At 38.5% G+C, this 16897-nt stretch carries 12 protein-coding genes; 9 read left to right on the top strand and 3 right to left on the bottom strand.

All coding sequences use genetic code 11. The features are described 5' to 3' along the window. Nucleotides 1–318 precede the first annotated feature (318 nt). From ispA to ABXH34_RS12135, 4 genes are all read left to right on the top strand, one after another. Entirely contained in the window at nucleotides 319–1209 is an 891-nt protein-coding gene (gene ispA, locus ABXH34_RS12120) for a (2E,6E)-farnesyl diphosphate synthase (protein ID WP_353572146.1), read from the top strand. A gap of 326 nt (nucleotides 1210–1535) precedes the next feature. Beyond that, nucleotides 1536–1700, top strand: a complete 165-nt coding sequence (locus ABXH34_RS12125; RefSeq protein WP_353572147.1) for a hypothetical protein — start codon at nucleotides 1536–1538, stop codon at nucleotides 1698–1700. Beyond that, nucleotides 1697–3154, top strand: coding sequence for an NAD-dependent succinate-semialdehyde dehydrogenase (locus ABXH34_RS12130; protein ID WP_353572148.1), 1458 nt, complete (start codon nucleotides 1697–1699; stop codon nucleotides 3152–3154). Before ABXH34_RS12125 ends, ABXH34_RS12130 begins: the two co-directional genes overlap by 4 nt. A 105-nt stretch (nucleotides 3155–3259) precedes the next feature. Next, nucleotides 3260–3751: a YcxB family protein gene (locus ABXH34_RS12135; RefSeq protein WP_353572149.1), complete on the top strand. Its 492-nt coding sequence runs from the start codon at nucleotides 3260–3262 to the stop codon at nucleotides 3749–3751. 99 nt (nucleotides 3752–3850) lie between these two features. On the opposite strand, the gene ABXH34_RS12140 is transcribed toward ABXH34_RS12135, so the two are convergent. Continuing rightward, nucleotides 3851–5074, bottom strand: coding sequence for a glycosyltransferase family 4 protein (locus ABXH34_RS12140; protein WP_353572150.1), 1224 nt, complete (start codon nucleotides 5072–5074; stop codon nucleotides 3851–3853). A gap of 259 nt (nucleotides 5075–5333) precedes the next feature. Here ABXH34_RS12140 and ABXH34_RS12145 point away from each other — a divergent pair, with 259 nt between their 5' ends. From ABXH34_RS12145 to ABXH34_RS12155, 3 genes are read left to right on the top strand one after another with little or no spacing between them, the layout of a single operon-like run. Then, nucleotides 5334–6461 carry a D-alanyl-D-alanine carboxypeptidase family protein gene (locus ABXH34_RS12145; RefSeq protein WP_353572151.1) on the top strand — a complete coding sequence of 376 codons (1128 nt, stop codon included), beginning with the start codon at nucleotides 5334–5336 and terminating at the stop codon, nucleotides 6459–6461. Continuing rightward, the gene (locus tag ABXH34_RS12150; protein ID WP_353572152.1) at nucleotides 6461–7462 is read left to right on the top strand and encodes a DNA polymerase III subunit delta'; all 1002 of its coding nucleotides are present in this window, start codon (nucleotides 6461–6463) and stop codon (nucleotides 7460–7462) included. The genes ABXH34_RS12145 and ABXH34_RS12150 overlap by 1 nt, the downstream gene beginning before the upstream one ends. Beyond that, nucleotides 7459–7809 (top strand): PilZ domain-containing protein, encoded by a 351-nt coding sequence (locus tag ABXH34_RS12155; RefSeq protein ID WP_353572153.1) that lies wholly within the window; start codon nucleotides 7459–7461, stop codon nucleotides 7807–7809. Before ABXH34_RS12150 ends, ABXH34_RS12155 begins: the two co-directional genes overlap by 4 nt. A gap of 307 nt (nucleotides 7810–8116) precedes the next feature. On the opposite strand, the gene gspD is transcribed toward ABXH34_RS12155, so the two are convergent. Both gspD and gspC read right to left on the bottom strand, forming a co-directional pair. Beyond that, entirely contained in the window at nucleotides 8117–10090 is a 1974-nt protein-coding gene (gspD, locus tag ABXH34_RS12160) for a type II secretion system secretin GspD (protein ID WP_353572154.1), read from the bottom strand. A gap of 1 nt (nucleotide 10091) precedes the next feature. Continuing rightward, complete coding sequence (gene gspC / locus ABXH34_RS12165) at nucleotides 10092–10958, bottom strand: type II secretion system protein GspC (protein WP_353572155.1); 867 nt, start codon at nucleotides 10956–10958, stop codon at nucleotides 10092–10094. 265 nt (nucleotides 10959–11223) lie between these two features. Here gspC and ABXH34_RS12170 point away from each other — a divergent pair, with 265 nt between their 5' ends. Together ABXH34_RS12170 and ABXH34_RS12175 are read left to right on the top strand one after the other, a co-directional pair. Beyond that, entirely contained in the window at nucleotides 11224–14916 is a 3693-nt protein-coding gene (locus tag ABXH34_RS12170) for an Ig-like domain-containing protein (RefSeq protein ID WP_353572156.1), read from the top strand. Between the two features lie 557 nt (nucleotides 14917–15473). Continuing rightward, the coding region (locus ABXH34_RS12175; protein ID WP_353572157.1) for an acyl CoA:acetate/3-ketoacid CoA transferase at nucleotides 15474–16897 on the top strand (1424 nt) is incomplete at its 3' end.

The raw sequence follows: 16897 nt of genomic DNA on the forward strand, positions 1-16897 counted from the left end.
GGACAATTGTATCTATTTAAATATTTTCTTACTGTATTTTATAGTGCTTGTCCAGGTTTGTGTGCCGTTTCTAGGAAAATTTAAAATGATAGTCGGATTTGGTTTTGATTTGGTAGAATTGCCAGATAAAATTATTTTGACCGAATAAGCATTGCAAGGTCATTTGATACTATAGTCATTTTATTTTAAAGTGATACAGGGCTGGCAGTCCTAGATTTTAAAACTGATTGATATTTAAACAATAACAGGACTGCCAGTCCTAACACCCAAAACGAAATTGACTATAAAACATAGGAACACGCCGCACAAGGATACTGAATGTCTCTCAAAAGTTTAATGAGTTTTTATCAACAAAGAGTCAATGTTGCATTAGAACACTGGTTGCCTGCCAATACTATTCGCCCTAATCGTTTACATGAAGCGATGCGTTATTCTGTATTCAATGGCGGTAAGCGGGTGCGGCCATTATTGGTGTATTTTACGGGACAAGCGTTGGGCGTGTCAGTTGAACATTTAGATGCGCCCGCTTGTGCGATGGAATTTATTCACGCTTATTCCTTGGTGCATGATGATTTGCCTGCAATGGATGATGATGATTTACGACGCGGTAAACCCACTTGTCATAAAGCATTTGATGAAGCCACCGCTATTTTAGTCGGAGATGGTTTACAGACATTGGCTTTTTATACTTTGAGCCATCAGGAAAATGTATCCATCAGTGCAGAACGACGTTTGATGATGCTGGATAGTCTGGCATTTGCCAGTGGTTCGCGCGGTATGGTTGGCGGCCAGATGATTGATATTGAGGCCATGGGTAAGCAAATTAATTTAGTCGAACTGGAAAATATGCACATTCATAAAACAGGGGCGTTGATCCGTGCCAGTGTAAAATTAGGCGCATTAGCCAGTGAAGATGCGTCGGAGGATATTTTGAATAAGTTGGATCATTATGCAAAATGTATCGGTTTAGCGTTTCAAGTGAAAGATGATATTTTAGATGTGGAAGCCAGCACCGAGATATTAGGCAAAGCCCAAGGCTCTGATATGGCAAATGATAAGCCGACTTATCCTAGTTTAATCGGTTTGAAACAAGCTAAAAAAATGGCGGATGATTTACTACAAGATGCCTTAGACAGTTTACAAGGATTTGATGATAAAGCCGATCCATTACGTGACATGGCCAAATATATTGTGACTCGGGAATATTAAGCCGATTGTAAAACATCTGTCATAGTCAATTTCGGTTTGTATGTTAGGACTGGTAATCCTTTTATACTTTAAATATCAATCACTTTAAAAACTAAGAACTGCTAGCCCTGTATCACTTTAAAATAAAACGACTATAGGCAGTTATTGCTAAATCGGCTGGGCAAAGCTTTTAAAATAAGCAACATACTTAAAGTTTATCTAAGGTCAATTATTTTTTGAATAAACGGGCTTATTTCTGAAACTTCAGCTTAGGACTTCAATAAATTGAGATTATGTTGCGTAACATCAATTATCAATAGAATAAATAGAAACTTAGAGGACATATTATGAATTCAGCCGTTATGTTATTTTTTGGACTCATCGCCATTTTTGTTTTTACTATTGTTTCATTTATCAAAAAAAATCAACAGCTTCGTCAATCCCAAATTGCCCGTGAACAAGCATTTTTATCGGCAATGGTGCGAAATAAAAAAGGTTCATCTCCATCATGATTAAATTGTCTGACCCGCAATTATTTCGGCAACAAGCTTATATCAATGGTGAATGGCGCAGTGCTAGCCAGCAATTTGACGTGACTAATCCAGCAAACGCTGAACTGCTTGGCTCAGTACCTGATATGGGTCGAGTCGAAACCGAAGAGGCGATTGAAGCTGCACAACAGGCTTGGCAAGGCTGGAAAAATTTACAAGCAAAACAACGTTCAGCCATTTTACAACGCTGGTTTCATTTGATTATTGCCCATCAAGATGATTTAGCCTATTTAATGACTTTAGAGCAAGGTAAACCATTGGCGGAATCCAAAGGCGAAGTCATGTACGGTGCATCCTTTATCGAATGGTTTGCAGAAGAAGCCAAGCGGGTTTATGGTGATGTGATTCCCGCGTCTAAACCAAATCAGCAAATTGTGGTTTTAAAACAGCCTATTGGTGTGGTTGCCGCGATTACACCGTGGAATTTTCCTATTGCGATGATTACCCGTAAATGTGCACCTGCATTGGCGGTAGGTTGTCCTGTGGTAGTGAAGCCTGCGGAAAGTACACCGTTTTCAGCTTTAGCTTTGGCTGAATTAGCCGCGCGTGCAGGTTTTCCCAAAGGTGTTTTTAATGTGGTCACTTCAAATCAGCCAGCCGTTGTTGGACAAGCTTTAACTCAAAGCCCATTGGTCAGAAAATTATCATTCACAGGTTCGACGCAAACTGGCAAATTATTGATGCGTCAATGTGCAGATACAGTGAAAAAAGTTTCATTGGAATTAGGCGGCAATGCGCCCTTTATTGTATTTGATAATGCAGATTTAGACCAAGCAGTTGAAGGTGTGATGGCATCAAAATATCGTAATACAGGTCAAACGTGTGTTTGTGCTAATCGCTTACTGGTTCAAGACAGCATTTATGAGCAATTCAGTGCAAAATTGATTGCAAAAGTGAAACAACTCAAAGTGGCGCAAGGTTTAGACGCGGATGCACAGCAAGGGCCTCTAATTAACAAGGCGGCGGTCAATAAGGTTGAAAATCAGATTCAAGATGCGTTAGCGCGAGGTGCAACGCTGGCTTTAGGTGGTCAACGACATGAATTAGGTGGTACATTTTTCCAACCCACTGTTTTAACTAATGTCAGCTCAGATATGTTAATTGCACAACAAGAGACTTTTGGCCCTGTCGCACCGTTATTCCGTTTTCACACCGAACAAGAAGCCATTGAATTGGCTAATAATACGCCAGCAGGCTTAGCGGCTTATTTTTATAGTCAAAGTTTAGGTCGTGTGTGGCGCGTGTCTGAGGCATTGGAATATGGCATGGTCGGAGTCAATGAAGGGGTTATTTCAACCGAAGTCGCCCCATTTGGTGGGGTCAAAGAATCTGGGATTGGTCGAGAAGGCTCGAAATATGGTATCGATGAATACTTAGAAACCAAGTATGTTTGTATTGGTGGTTTGGGTGAATAATGTATAAAAGCATTCGATTGCTAGTTATCTTTAACTTTTTATAAATATAAAAAACAAGGTTCTTTTACAAGCTCGGCGCGTAGGAACAAGACAATAGGAAAAAATATGACACCTATTTCAATTCAATATCGCCTTACTGAATCTGAATTTATGGCAGTATGTTATGCAAATTGGACTGTACAAGGCAGTCGTCCTCAATGGGATATAATGGTTGGGGTTGTTTTTTGCGTTATAGGTTTAAGCACATTAATTGCTCATTTTTTATTAGGGCTCTTTATTATTGGATGTGGTGCGATATTATTGTCAATTGTATTAATCCGCTCCTTTTTATGGCGCAAAGCATTTCGTGACACCCCAAAATATAATGAGCCAATTTCTATTGTATTCCAACAAGATATGATCTATGTAAAAACGATACAGGGTGAATCTTATCTAAACTGGAACACTTATGCTTGGTATTTAGATACATCTCATTTTGTACTACTGTATATGACAAAAAAATATTTTTCAGTTATCCCAAAAGCTGCATTTCAAGATCAGGCGCAAATTAAAACTTTTTTAGATTTGATACAATCAAAATTAAAACCTTATTCATAATAATAAGTATGAAAAGACAGCTACATTGATAATTGAGCTTTTAGCCCACGTAGGGTGTATAAACGTAACGTCATACACCAACTACTCATGATTCAAAGGCTATTCAGCTTTATCAAGACCAAGCTGCTGCAACCAGTTTTTAACAATCGATGACCACTGTAAGTTTTGCTCAATATAACTTTGGCCATTTTGTCCTAACTGTTGTGCATATTCACGGTCTTTAATCAATTTTCTAATTGCCTCAGCTAATGCAGAAGGATCGCCCGGAGGAGTAACAATACCTGCTTGTGCGGTTTTGATTAATTCCGCGCCTTCACCTGCACCGCTGTATAACACAGGTTTGGCACAAGCCATAATCGGTAAAATCTTCGCGGGTAAGGTTTGCTCAAGTAATGGAGAATGGCGAAAAGTCGAAATACCTGCTATAGCCAAACTGTATAAACGATTAATCATTTCAGGGGCTTGCGGCTGCCAAAAGCTCATATTGTCTAAACGCATTGCAATTGCCTCAGCATGAATCCGTGACTTCTCAGAGCCTCCACCAACACATAAAAATAATATATTCTCATCTCTTAACAAACGCGCTGCTTCTAACAATGTCTCCAAACCATGCGCATAACCATGCGTCCCTGCATATAAAATAATATCTCTGTCGGTTGGTAAACCTAAATTTTTCTGCCAATTCAAATCAGGTGGCATCGGATAAAAGGCTTTAATATTAACGCCATTAGGCAAATAGAGAATTTTTTCTTTAGCCACATTTTTTTTCTGCTCTAAAATCTCACAAATGCCTTTGGCCAAAGTATTCACATAAGTGGCTTTACGATATAAAAAGCGTTCTAATTTTTCTAATATTTTGAGAAATATGCCGTCTTTTTGAAGCCCAAATGCTTTAATCGAGTCTGGCCACAAATCCGATACATTGAAAATAAATGGCACGCCCCACCATTTTGAAGCGATATAGCCTGTAATCCCTAAAAATAAAGGTGGCGATTCAACAAAAATATAATCTGGTTTTTTACTGCGATTAAGCCCTACAAATGCCATCAACATAAATGAGAGATAATTCAGTAAGCGTTTTACACCCGCCCCTGTTGCGGCATATATCCAGACTCGATGCACTGTAATCCCGTTAATTTCTTCACGCATATAATATTTTTTTCGATATTTCGGGAAAATCTTACCCGTAGGATAATTGGGCATCGCGGTAATCACTTCAACTTCATGGCCATTGGCCAGTAATTGTTGAGTCATATTAGCAAGCCGGACTTGAGCAGCTCCAATTTCAGGCTGAAAGTATTGAGTTAAGATAACAAAACGCATTTTTATGATAAGTAACAGTGATTGACGGAATCGTTCATTATAACTCAAGTGATGGGTACAACAGGTTTGAAAACAAAAAATACTGGCTGCTGAAAGCCAAAACAGCAAACTAGAAACAGTATAAATCCAGTTTAGCCCCATATTGTAGGTTAAATACTTTATACTTATTATGTTTTATAGACTCTAAACGATTTTACGTTTTCACCACTTTTCCGTAAAATAACAGTATTGATGATTGAGACTAAAAAGAAGACGTTATATGCGAGTGATTGTATTGATTTGTTTATTTTGGGCATGGGCAGCAGCACAAGCTGTTGAAATATTGCCAGTTTCTCCTTCCATTAGCGCGAAATCTTATATTTTACAAGACTTTCACAGCGAACAGATTTTATTAGAAAAAAATCCTAAGCAACGTTTAGAGCCTGCCAGCTTAACCAAGTTGATGACAGCTTATGTTGTGTTTTCTGCATTGAAAGAAGGTCATGTTAAATTAGAAGATGAAGTGCGTATCAGCAAAAAAGCATGGCAGATGAAAGGCTCGCGAATGTATTTAGAGCGTGACTCGACTGTGACGGTTGAAGATTTAATCAAAGGTATGATTATTCAATCAGGTAACGATGCGAGTATGGCATTAGCTGAATATGTTGCTGGTGATGAAGACCATTTTGTTAAATTAATGAATGAACGTGCTGAGAATCTAGGTTTAAAAGATACGAAGTACATGAATAGTACGGGTTTATCTGATAAAGAGCATTATACTACAGCTTATGATTTGGCTGTGATGGCGCGCGCCGTGATTCAAGATTTTCCTGATTATTATCGCTGGTATTCACAAAAAGAATATACGCACAATAATATTTCACAAAATAATCGTAACTTATTGTTGTGGCGTGATGACAGTGTGGATGGCATGAAAACAGGTTATACCGATAATGCGGGCTATTGCTTAATTGCGTCGGCAAAACGGGATGGAATGCGTTTAATTTCCGTGGTATTGGGCGCGAGTAATAAAAAAGAGCGTGCCACACAATCGCAAAAAATGTTGGATTATGGCTACCGATTTTTCAAAACCTATAAATTATATCCAGAAAAGCAAGCCATTAGCAGCGAGCGAATTTGGAAAGGTAGTAGTCGCAATGTGAACTTGGGTTTATCAAAGCCTTTGTATATTACGATTCCTAAAGGGCAATACGCAAACCTTAAAGCAACCTTACAAATTGATAAGCAAATCATTGCACCTGTTTATCAAAATCAGGAGTATGGTGTGTTAAAAGTGAGTTTGCAGGATAAATTGTTGCTTTCACGTTCACTGGTTGCATTGAACAGTGTTGAAGCAGGCAATGTATTGCAACAGCTTGTTGATTATCTCTGGCTGCAGTTCCAATAATGCACACGCCCTACCCTTGGCAAACACCGCAATGGCAGCAAGTCATCGGTAGTTGGCAACAGCAGCGATTAGCCCATGCCTTATTATTTGCAGGTCATGCAGGTATGGGTAAAGCTCGGTTTGCTCAAGCATTAGCTGAATTATTATTATGCGAAACCCCAACTGATGATTTTCACGCTTGTGGCCAATGCAAATCATGCTTATTGCTCAAAGCAGGTACGCATCCTGATTTAACCCATATCCAGCCCGCAGAAAAAGGTAAACAAATTGCAATTAGCCAAATTCGAGAGCTGATTGGATTCTGTGGATTGACGGCAACCTATGGGCAATATCAAGTTGTTATTCTTAATCCTGCGGAAGCTATGAACCGTAATTCAGCTAATAGTTTACTCAAATTATTAGAAGAGCCACCCAATAATACTTTACTCATATTAATTAGCCATCAGCCTATGAGTTTACTTGCCACGATTCGTAGTCGTTGCCAGCGTTTAGATTTTAATAACATAGATAAGATGCAAGCCCATTTATGGTTACAAGATCAGTTTGGTTCTGAATATGATCTTAATCTGTTGCTTAATTTAACTCATCACGCGCCATTAGCAGTGAAAGAATTAATCGATCATGCGGATATTCAAAAACGTGGTGCTTTATTTGAATCGCTAGTACAATTGCCGACGGGAAAATATGACCCAATTAGCGTTGCTGAAGAATGGTTAAAACAAGAGCCTCGTCAAATTGTGGTATGGATGTCGCTTTGGACTATGGATTTAATTCGCTATGCGATGACGCAGCAAGCACAACACATTGTGAATCAAGATAATAGCAGCGCGATACAGCACATTGCGCAACAATTTCAGCCACAGCAACTGTTTAAGCTATTAGACTTACAAACGGAAACCTATCGTTTACTCAACAGTACAGCGAATATTAAACCACAAGGCTTACTCGAATCGTTAGCGATTGCATGGGCTGAGCTTGGTATGCAACGGAGAAAATCATGAAACGTCCCGGTGGTATGAAGCGCAATATGATTACCTTGCATATTGCCAATGAACAAGAATTATATGCTTCTTATTTACCTTTTTTAATCCATGGCGGTTTGTTTATCAAAACTGATAAAAAATATCAGCTTGGCGATGAAGTATTTTTATTACTCACTTTATTACAAGAAGATAAAACCCCAGTGGCTGGAAAAGTGGTCTGGATTAATCCCAAAGGCACGGCAGGCAATCGCCCACAAGGTATTGCTGTGCATTTCGGTGAACTGGATAAAGGTAAAACCCGTAATAAAATTGAGCAGTTATTAGCCCAGTTATTACGTTCTGATAAACCAACATATACGATGTAATTTCTATAATTTCAGGGTATAGTCGTTTTATTCTAAGATGATACAAAACTGGCCGTCTTTGGTTTTAAAAGTAATTGATATTTAAAGTTTTATAGGACTGCCAATCCTAATACCCAAAACGAAATTGACTATATAGTGCTGTAAATTTTAGTGCAGGAGTGCAAAACTTGTTTTGTGAGTAGCTACTTGATATTCAGTTAGCACTACTTTTTACGGACTTTCGGTAACAATTTCATTTTAAAAGTATTTTTTAGTCTTGTGAAAGGACTAACTATCCTTAAAAAGTCTGGAGTATCAGAAACACCATTTATGGCATAGCAAATTCATCATTATTTGGCAAAATCGCAATAAAATCATTCAAGCTTGGCAAAACTGGGACTTCATCATCTGGCATTAAATTCAAACCTATGTCACGCTGTTGTTGTTGAATTTGCTGCATTTCTTTATATTTTTTCTGACTCAATAAACGCTCTGTTTCTGCATCCCGAATAATTACAGGATGTAAGAAAATCATCAAATTACGTTTAACTTTCTGGGTGGTTTTAGAACGAAATAATGCCCCTAATAATGGAATATCGCCTAAAATAGGGACTTTTTGCGAAACTTGTTGCAAATCTTCTGAAGTCAAACCGCCTAACACAATCATATTGCCATCTTCAACAATCACCGTGGTTTTAATTGTGCGTTTGTTGGTTACAATATCCGATGCCACACTACTATTACTTAAGCTAGACACTTCTTGCTCAATAGCGAGTTTTACCGAATCTCCCTCATTGATCTGTGGCTTCACTTTTAATTTAATCCCAATATCCTCACGTTGAATGGTTTGGAATGGGTTGGTTGCCCCAGACACAGCTCCTGTATTGGTGTATTGACCTGTTAAAAATGGCACATTTTGACCTACTACAATTTCAGCTTCTTGATTATCCAAGGTTAATAATGAGGGTGTTGATAACACATTCGAATTGGTATCCGCGGCCAAAGCTTTTACCAATAGCGCGAAATTAAATGCACTGCCTAAACGTCCAAGACCAAATAATGCACCATTAACCCCATCAGGCACAGCAATATTGCCACTACCTTGATTAACCCCGTAAGCACTGGCTGCTAAATCCGCAATACCAACACCAGCATTATCAAAATTAATCATGCCAATCGGTGTCACGCCACTTTCACCCGTATTATAAGTCATCCACTGCACACCCAATTCGCGCGCTCGGTCAATTGATACTTCAGCAATGATCGCTTCAACCAAAACTTGAGCACGACGAATGTCTAGTTTATCAATGACATTTTCCAAGCTACGCAATACATCAGGAGCAGCCGTAATCACTAAACTATTGGTGGTTTCATCTGCTTGAATACCAGTGCGTGTGCCGCCGCTGCTTGCTGTCGTATTGGTCTCGCCTTGCTTTTGTTCTTCTATTGTATCGCTCACCCCTTTTAAAACTTCAACCAGATTCGTCGCTTGTGCATAACGTAAATAAATCACCTTGGTGTTGCCAACGGATTTGAGCGGTGTATCTAAGTGCGTCACAATCGTACGCAGATGTAAACGGGTGGCTTTATCACCACTGATTAAAATACTGTTGGTGCGTTCATCCGCAATCACACTCGGTGCAGCAGTTGCTATTGCGGTTTTATTTACTGCTTGACGTTGGTATAACGTAGTTAAAATCCGCGAGACTTCAGGGGCTGAAGCATGTTGCAGCATAATCACTTCCACACCATCATCACTGGGTTGGTCAATCCGTTGAATTATTTTTTGTAGACGTTTTACATTGCCAGCATAGTCAGAAATAATTAAACTATTGTTCGCAGGGTAAGCCACAATGTGACCATGTTGCGGAATTAAAGGGCGTAATAATGGAACAAGTTGCGGTGCAGATATGTGTTGTACACGAATGATTTTAGTAATTAAACTATCGCCTTGAGCAGCCTGATGCTCTGATAAAACGGGCGTGTTTTGCGACTTAGCCAAATTGTCAGGCACGATCTTGACTATATGATTATTACTCTCAATTGCAGTAAAACCATGTACATTTAAGATAGATAAAAATACAGCATAAACTTGTTTTTCATCCATAGGGTGGCTTGAAATCACATTGACTTTGGCTTTGACACGCGGGTCAACAATGAATGTTTTTTGTGTCACTTCTGAAACAATATTAACCAGTTGTTGAATATCGGTATCTTTGAAATTTAAAGTGACATTTTGTGCATGGAGTGTGGGTATTGCAAATAGCAATAAACTTAAGAAAATAAAGCGGATAGTAAACATGTTAGTTTTTGATGTTGAACGACTGTGAGTGAACGCGACCATTACGCAATACGGTTAAATTTAATTGGTCAGCTTCAGATAATTGTTGTATCAAACTCAAACCTTTGAGCGGTGAATCCAATTCTACGTCATTCACGGTTGTGAGTATATCCCCAACTTGTAAATTGAACTGGCTTAACAAACTTTTATCTTTACCGACATCTAAGCGATAGCCAATTAGCTTACCTTCATCATAAGCAGGACGAATCCGAGCGAGTTGAGTCAGAGCTTCAGGGTTGGTTTTTAGCTGGCGTTGATAAGCGGCCAGTAAATTTTCAGGAGCTTGTGTATTTGGTGTATTATTTGCTGCAATTGTTTGAGAATGGATAGGCTCAGCCTCCCGCAATTTTGAACTTTCAAACTTATGATTTCTTTGTAAAACAATGTGTTTCGGCTGAATTTGATAAAGTTTAACCCCTGTTTTAATGCTGTGGTTTGTACTCATTTTTTTATTATCAACAATGATAAATGAATGATTTGGGTTGTCTGAGTAGTAAATGCCTTGTAAATTGATTTTTAATTTTGTTTCAGGTATATCATCACTTTGCAAAGGTTTGTTTGTAAAGTTATTTTGTGTTTTTTTGACTTTGGCTTGACCAAATAAGTGAGCATTAATAATTGGTTGTACGTCTAATTGAAAAATAGATTGTGAATTTGCAATAATGTTAGAGGCATTTGGGTTAGTGAATGGATTTTCTGATATTTGCGATGGCGTTGTAGAATAGATGTTTAATCCGATATATACAGAATAATAGCTGATGATTGTAACCAAACACAAGTTGATGATGACAGGAATATAATTCAATAAAAAACGCCCTATTATTTCCATAATAAATCCAATGATAAGGTTATTTAACATTATTTTTTAGATATAAAAGAAAGATTTCACACTATTAGCAAGAATAGATTACAAATTTAAACTGTTGACCGCTTGTCGCTATTATACACTAAAATTATCAATAAGTTCCTTGTGTTTACCTTTTGTTACTTTATACTTTTAGGCTAAGGTATGGTAGGAATAAATGACTTAAGCGACTAAATCGAAGGGTTAACCACGTATTTTAATTTTAAAAATTAACCAAATGGAGTTTACAATGATACGGCAATATTTACTACTTCTGCTGCTGAGTTGTTGGATGGTATCACCAAGCCATGCCGAAGAAACTTATGATTCAAGTATTTTGGACGAAATCCAGGCAAATGAAACAGCTAAAAAAGAAGCTGATATAGAAAATGCGAGTGATGAAGCACCTACGGGAAGCGGTGAATCACTTGAAAATACACAATTGGGTTCAGGTATTATTCAGGCAGATATTAAAAGAAATGAGCTTCCAGCAGGAGGTCTTAATATTACTGATGATACAGATGATCCGCTTACGCCTACTACGAATTATAATCAGGTGGATGAAACTGAAGAGCCCGTAGCAGAACAGGATACATTAGAAGAGGAAAATACGCCTAAAGAAACTATAAATCAGGCAGAAGATACGGATTCTGAAGCTGTAGAAGATGCTACAGAGGAAGATTCCAATCAAACTGTATCTAATACACCTACGGATTCAAATAGTACTAGCAGTTCTGAAACTGCGTCTGCTGATAATAATGTTAATTCAGATAATACAGCAGCTCAAATTGATGATCCTGAAACGGCTACAGATTCCACAACGAATACTGACCCCGTAGCGGATAAAACAAGTTCTGATACCTCAGCAGATGCGGATTCTCAGGCTACTGCCAATCATTCCACTAACTCAACAAATAATGCCAATAACAACACTACATCAAATACAGTAGATGTTGTGGTTAACATTCCTTCACAACCTGTCATAGCGGTTAATTCTGAGTTTGCAGACCATTGGATTGATACTCGTCCCCAAATGGCGATTATTATTGAATTAAAACAAGATAATAATGAAGATGAACGATTCTTCTATTTATACAGTGACATTAGCAATCAAGCAGGCTACAGCATTGATACAGGCAATGGCACAGTCACTTATAATGGTGATGGTACAGTCACTTATACGGCAAAAGCAGGCTTTAGTGGTACAGATACCTTCTTCTATGCCTATGATGGTTGGGATTATGGCCGTGGTGGCTATGGCCGTGGTCGCAGTACCAAGGTTAATGGTTATGGTTGGCAAGATTATGGTTATGGCAGTAACTATGGCAAAGGCTGGGGTTATGGTGCTAGTGATAATGACGTAAAGGATAAAAAACGTCGCTCTTCTAAACGTAAAAGAAAAGCCAAAGTACGGGTTAGCAAACATCTTGGTTCACCCATAGGCCCAGCTATTTGTCAAATTTATGCAGTTCATGATGAAGGAGCTAGTGACTCTCAATTTGTCAAATTCAAGGTGATTGATTTAAAAAATAATGTGACACAAAGTAGTAAAATTGGCCAAGAATACCCTGGATTTGATATTGAAGCGATTGCAATTCACCCTATTACAGCAATGTTATATGCTGCATCGCAAGACTTGTTATATCTTGTACATCCTTCAGAGGCATCTTTAAAAGTCATTGGTGAAATTGGCTATGATGAAATTACAGGTTTTGCATTCCATCCAAAAGATTCCACTTTATTTGCTTCAACCGATACAGATGATCCAGATAAACAAAAAGGCATTTTACAGGTTGACCCTGATACTGGTGCGAGCAAAATGATATTGCCTTCGAGCTATGCAATTGAAGCATTAGCATGGAATTTAGACGGAACAATTTTATATGCTGCGGAAAAAACCAAACGTCCAAATAAACATGGTGTCATGATTAGAAGTAGTAATTTGATTGCATGGTACTACGATGGAACAAAACTTTTAGGTCAAGGCTACGAAAATACAGATACGGCAACAACAAATGCTGATACTTCTACAACAACTCGTAGCACACGCAGTACTCGTTCTGATAATGACAGCAATACCACAAATGCCACCACAGAAGATACTCAAGTATTACCAGACAGTAATGTTGATTTTTTACGTTTAGGTTTAAATGTTATTGGCTCTGCAAATACGGGTAAAGACATTGAAATTAATGCAGAAACAGGTGCAGGGGGTGATTCTCCATTTACCATTTGCGAGGGTTTTGGCGAAATTAATGCCGAAGTGGAATCCTTAGAAACCCGCGCGGATGGAATGTTATTATTTTCTGTAGAAAAAGCAGGGAGTGGTAATAAAATTTATGTTTTCAATCCTCAAACTTGCAAAATTGAGGAAGCAGCCAGTTTTGGTACGCCTTATTCTGATATTGAGGCGATTGCATGGCCGATTCATTGTCAATCCAGTACCGTGCCGATTCCTAAAGGTTGGGATATTAACTTCATTGGTGGCAATGGCTCGTTTTGTATTGAAGAAGGAAAACCATTTGAAATTAAAGGTAAAGTTGAACTTGCATCAAAAGGCTTCTTAAACTTAAAAACAACGTGGGAAATTGTTGCACCAGAAAATGCTAAATGTCCCGAAATTGCTGAAGAATCAGGTTTGGCCAATCCAAATCGTTTAGTTGATTGTCCTATAAAAGCATTGGAGAATTCTCAAATGCTAACAGGTAATAGCGATTTTAGCATTACGGCATGGTGGCCAGGCTTAACTGATGCACGAGGCAATTATTATAATACGGTTGAGGTGCATTTTACTGCTGAACTATTTGATATGTTAGGTAATTCAATGGATGATTACTCACCTAATGAGCTTGATAGCGGTAGTAGTTTTGCTACTCGCAGCGTGATTGCCACAGCGGAAATTTGTAGACCACCACAGCCATTAAGTCCATCTCAATTGTTAAATGAATTTTTTATTAATGACTATGCTGTGGATTCTGATGAGTTTGAATTAGATTCAAATAGTTTAACCGTGGTTATTGAGGGTCAAACCTATTCAGGTCAAATGACGGCCAAAGTATTAGCAGCAATTGAGCAAGGTGTACCAAGCTCTAGCTTTCAAGATGAAAATGAAGACGGATTTGATGATTTGGTATTAGTTTATGCTGATGGTACGCAACATACTTTATTTGCGCTAGTTGATGATACGAACCCAGAAACAGAAAATGATACTGAAGAATTTAAATCCCTAGATGAAGATCAAAATGATGAATCTGAGGTGAAAGAAACCGAGCAAGGCTCTGAAATTGAAGGAATTAACGAGGCAAAAGAACAAGATGAGGAAACAGTTGAAGAAGATGTAGTAGATAATTCTGAAACTGATGAGGTTGATTTTGCTGAATATGCTGCTAAATTTGATAATTATCTACAACAAATTATAGCTCAAGGTGAGTATGATTTTAATACCACAGATGGCTTATTATCACTGGTATTAAATGATGTTGAGCATTTGGGTCAGTTGTCGGAATTGCCTGTAGATAAAGTTGAACCATTTGAAGGTAATATTTTATTTGGTGAATTAGATCAGGATGCACAAAACTTATCTTATTTCCCAGTAACCTTCCAAGATGGTCAAGTATTTGCATTATATTACTTAGGTGAATCAGATAATGACAAAGGAGAGTCTGACTCTAATTTAGAAGAGGACGAGTCAGATAATAAGGACTCATTTATTGAGGAATCTGATAACGACACAGATTCTAATAAGCAGCAGGCTAATTCTGAGAATGAAATGACCGATGATGAATTAGGGTTAGATGATTCAGCATCTACAATTGTAGAAGATAATAATGACATCGATGACAGTAGCAATGATGAGGAACCAGAGTCAAAAATAAAAGAAGCCGATGGCGAGGGCAGCTCTGGTGAAGATGTTGAGACTGAGTTAAAGTCAAACGATAGCTAAGAATTGTTGGGGAGGCTTAGGGTAATAATAAAAAATAAAAGCCAGATGTAATTTGGAGCTCTTCATGATTAATATTATGAAGGGCTTTTTTATTTCCTGTATAGATGAATCCCCGCAAACACCTTTTTACACCAGTGATCTAAGGCAATAATGAACATAGAATTCACTATGGCTTTAAGAGTTTAAAGCAGCTCTATATGGATTTCCATAAATTCAAAGTGACACAATAATCACCTATTCTTTAATAATTCATGTTACGAAAATGTAAAAAAGTTTGAAAGAGCAGAGTGGAATAGATGAGCCTTTGATGTTAGTTATTATCAATAAACGCTCTCTCACCGTATTCCACCATCCCAAGCATATCGCATATTTTGCTGGAAAACGCTGAGCTATTTCACCCTACATAAAATGAAAAATTCTTTTATTTACGCCTGCATAAATCATATTCAGAAAAATGGTGCAAACTGAAGCTCTGCGTGATATTGTTTTTTGCAAATCTACAATAAATAAACCATTCCACTCGCAGCATAAGCCGTTTTACGTAGGAGGATGCACCAATGACGACAAAAATTTCCACGGCTGAACAGGCAATTGCCGAAATTCCCAGTGGTGCGACTTTAGCCACTAGTGGTTTTGTTGGAGTTGGATTTCCCGAAGCCCTTGCTGTTGCGCTGGAAAAACGATTTTTACAAGAGCAGCAGCCACAAGACTTAACATTGGTTTATGCAGCAGGTCAAGGTGATGGCGGCGAACGTGGCTTAAATCATTTGGGACATCTGGGTTTGGTGAAACGGGTGATTGGTGGGCATTGGGGGCTTGTGCCGAAGCTGGGTAATTTAGCTCGGCAAAATCAAATTGAAGCCTATAATTTGCCACAAGGTGTGATTACCCATTTATATCGAGACATTGCCGCCCATAAACCGGGAACATTGACTCACGTTGGGTTGCATACTTTTGTTGATCCGCGTGAGCAAGGTGGACGTTTAAATGCTAAAACCCAAGATGATATTGTCCGCTTGATGATGATTGATGATAAAGAATATTTGTTTTATAAATCGTTCCCTATTAACGTTGCCTTTTTGCGTGGGACGACTTCGGATGAACAAGGCAATGTCAGCAGTGAATTTGAAGCCTTGCCTTTAGAATGTCTGGCGATTGCACAGGCGGTGAAAAACTCAGGCGGCTTAGTTATCGTGCAAGTTGAACGCATCACAGCACGCCATCATCTACATCCACAAATGATTAAAATCCCAGGTATTTTGGTCGATCACATCGTGGTTGCAGCACCAGAACAACATCCCCAAACTTTTGCAGAGCAATTCAATCCTGCTTATTGTGGTGAAATAACTGCTCCTCGTAGCCATTTGCCTGCTTTGGAACTGGATATACGTAAAGTGATTGGACGGCGAGCGGTGATGGAATTGCACCCTGATAGCATTGTCAATCTGGGTATTGGGATACCAGAAACCATGGCTCCTATTGCTGATGAAGAAGGTGTTTTAGAACAAATTACCATCACAATTGAACCTGGTGGCATCGGTGGAATTCCTGCTGGTGGCTTGAGTTTTGGGGCGGTGACTAATCCACAAGCAATTATTGACCAACCTGCCCAATTTGATTTTTATGATGGTGGCGGACTTGACCAAGCTTTTTTAGGCATGGCGCAATTGGATCAAAACGGTAATGTCAATGTCAGTTCTTTTGGCTCTCGTATGGCGGGTGCAGGCGGCTTTATCAACATCAGTCAAAATGCAAAATCGGTTTATTTTCTTGGTGCATTCACTTCAGGTGATGAAGAGTTTTTGATTGAGAATGGCGGTTTGACAATCTTTAAAGAAGGGGCTTATCGCAAATTGATTGAGCAGGTACAGCACCTGACATTCAACGGACAATATGGATTACAGTGTGGACAAAAAATTATGTATATCACTGAACGCGCCGTATTTCAGCTAATACCTGAAGGCTTAGAATTAATTGAAAT

The organism is Candidatus Albibeggiatoa sp. nov. BB20, from assembly GCA_016744725.1.
Taxonomy (GTDB): domain Bacteria; phylum Pseudomonadota; class Gammaproteobacteria; order Beggiatoales; family Beggiatoaceae; genus Albibeggiatoa.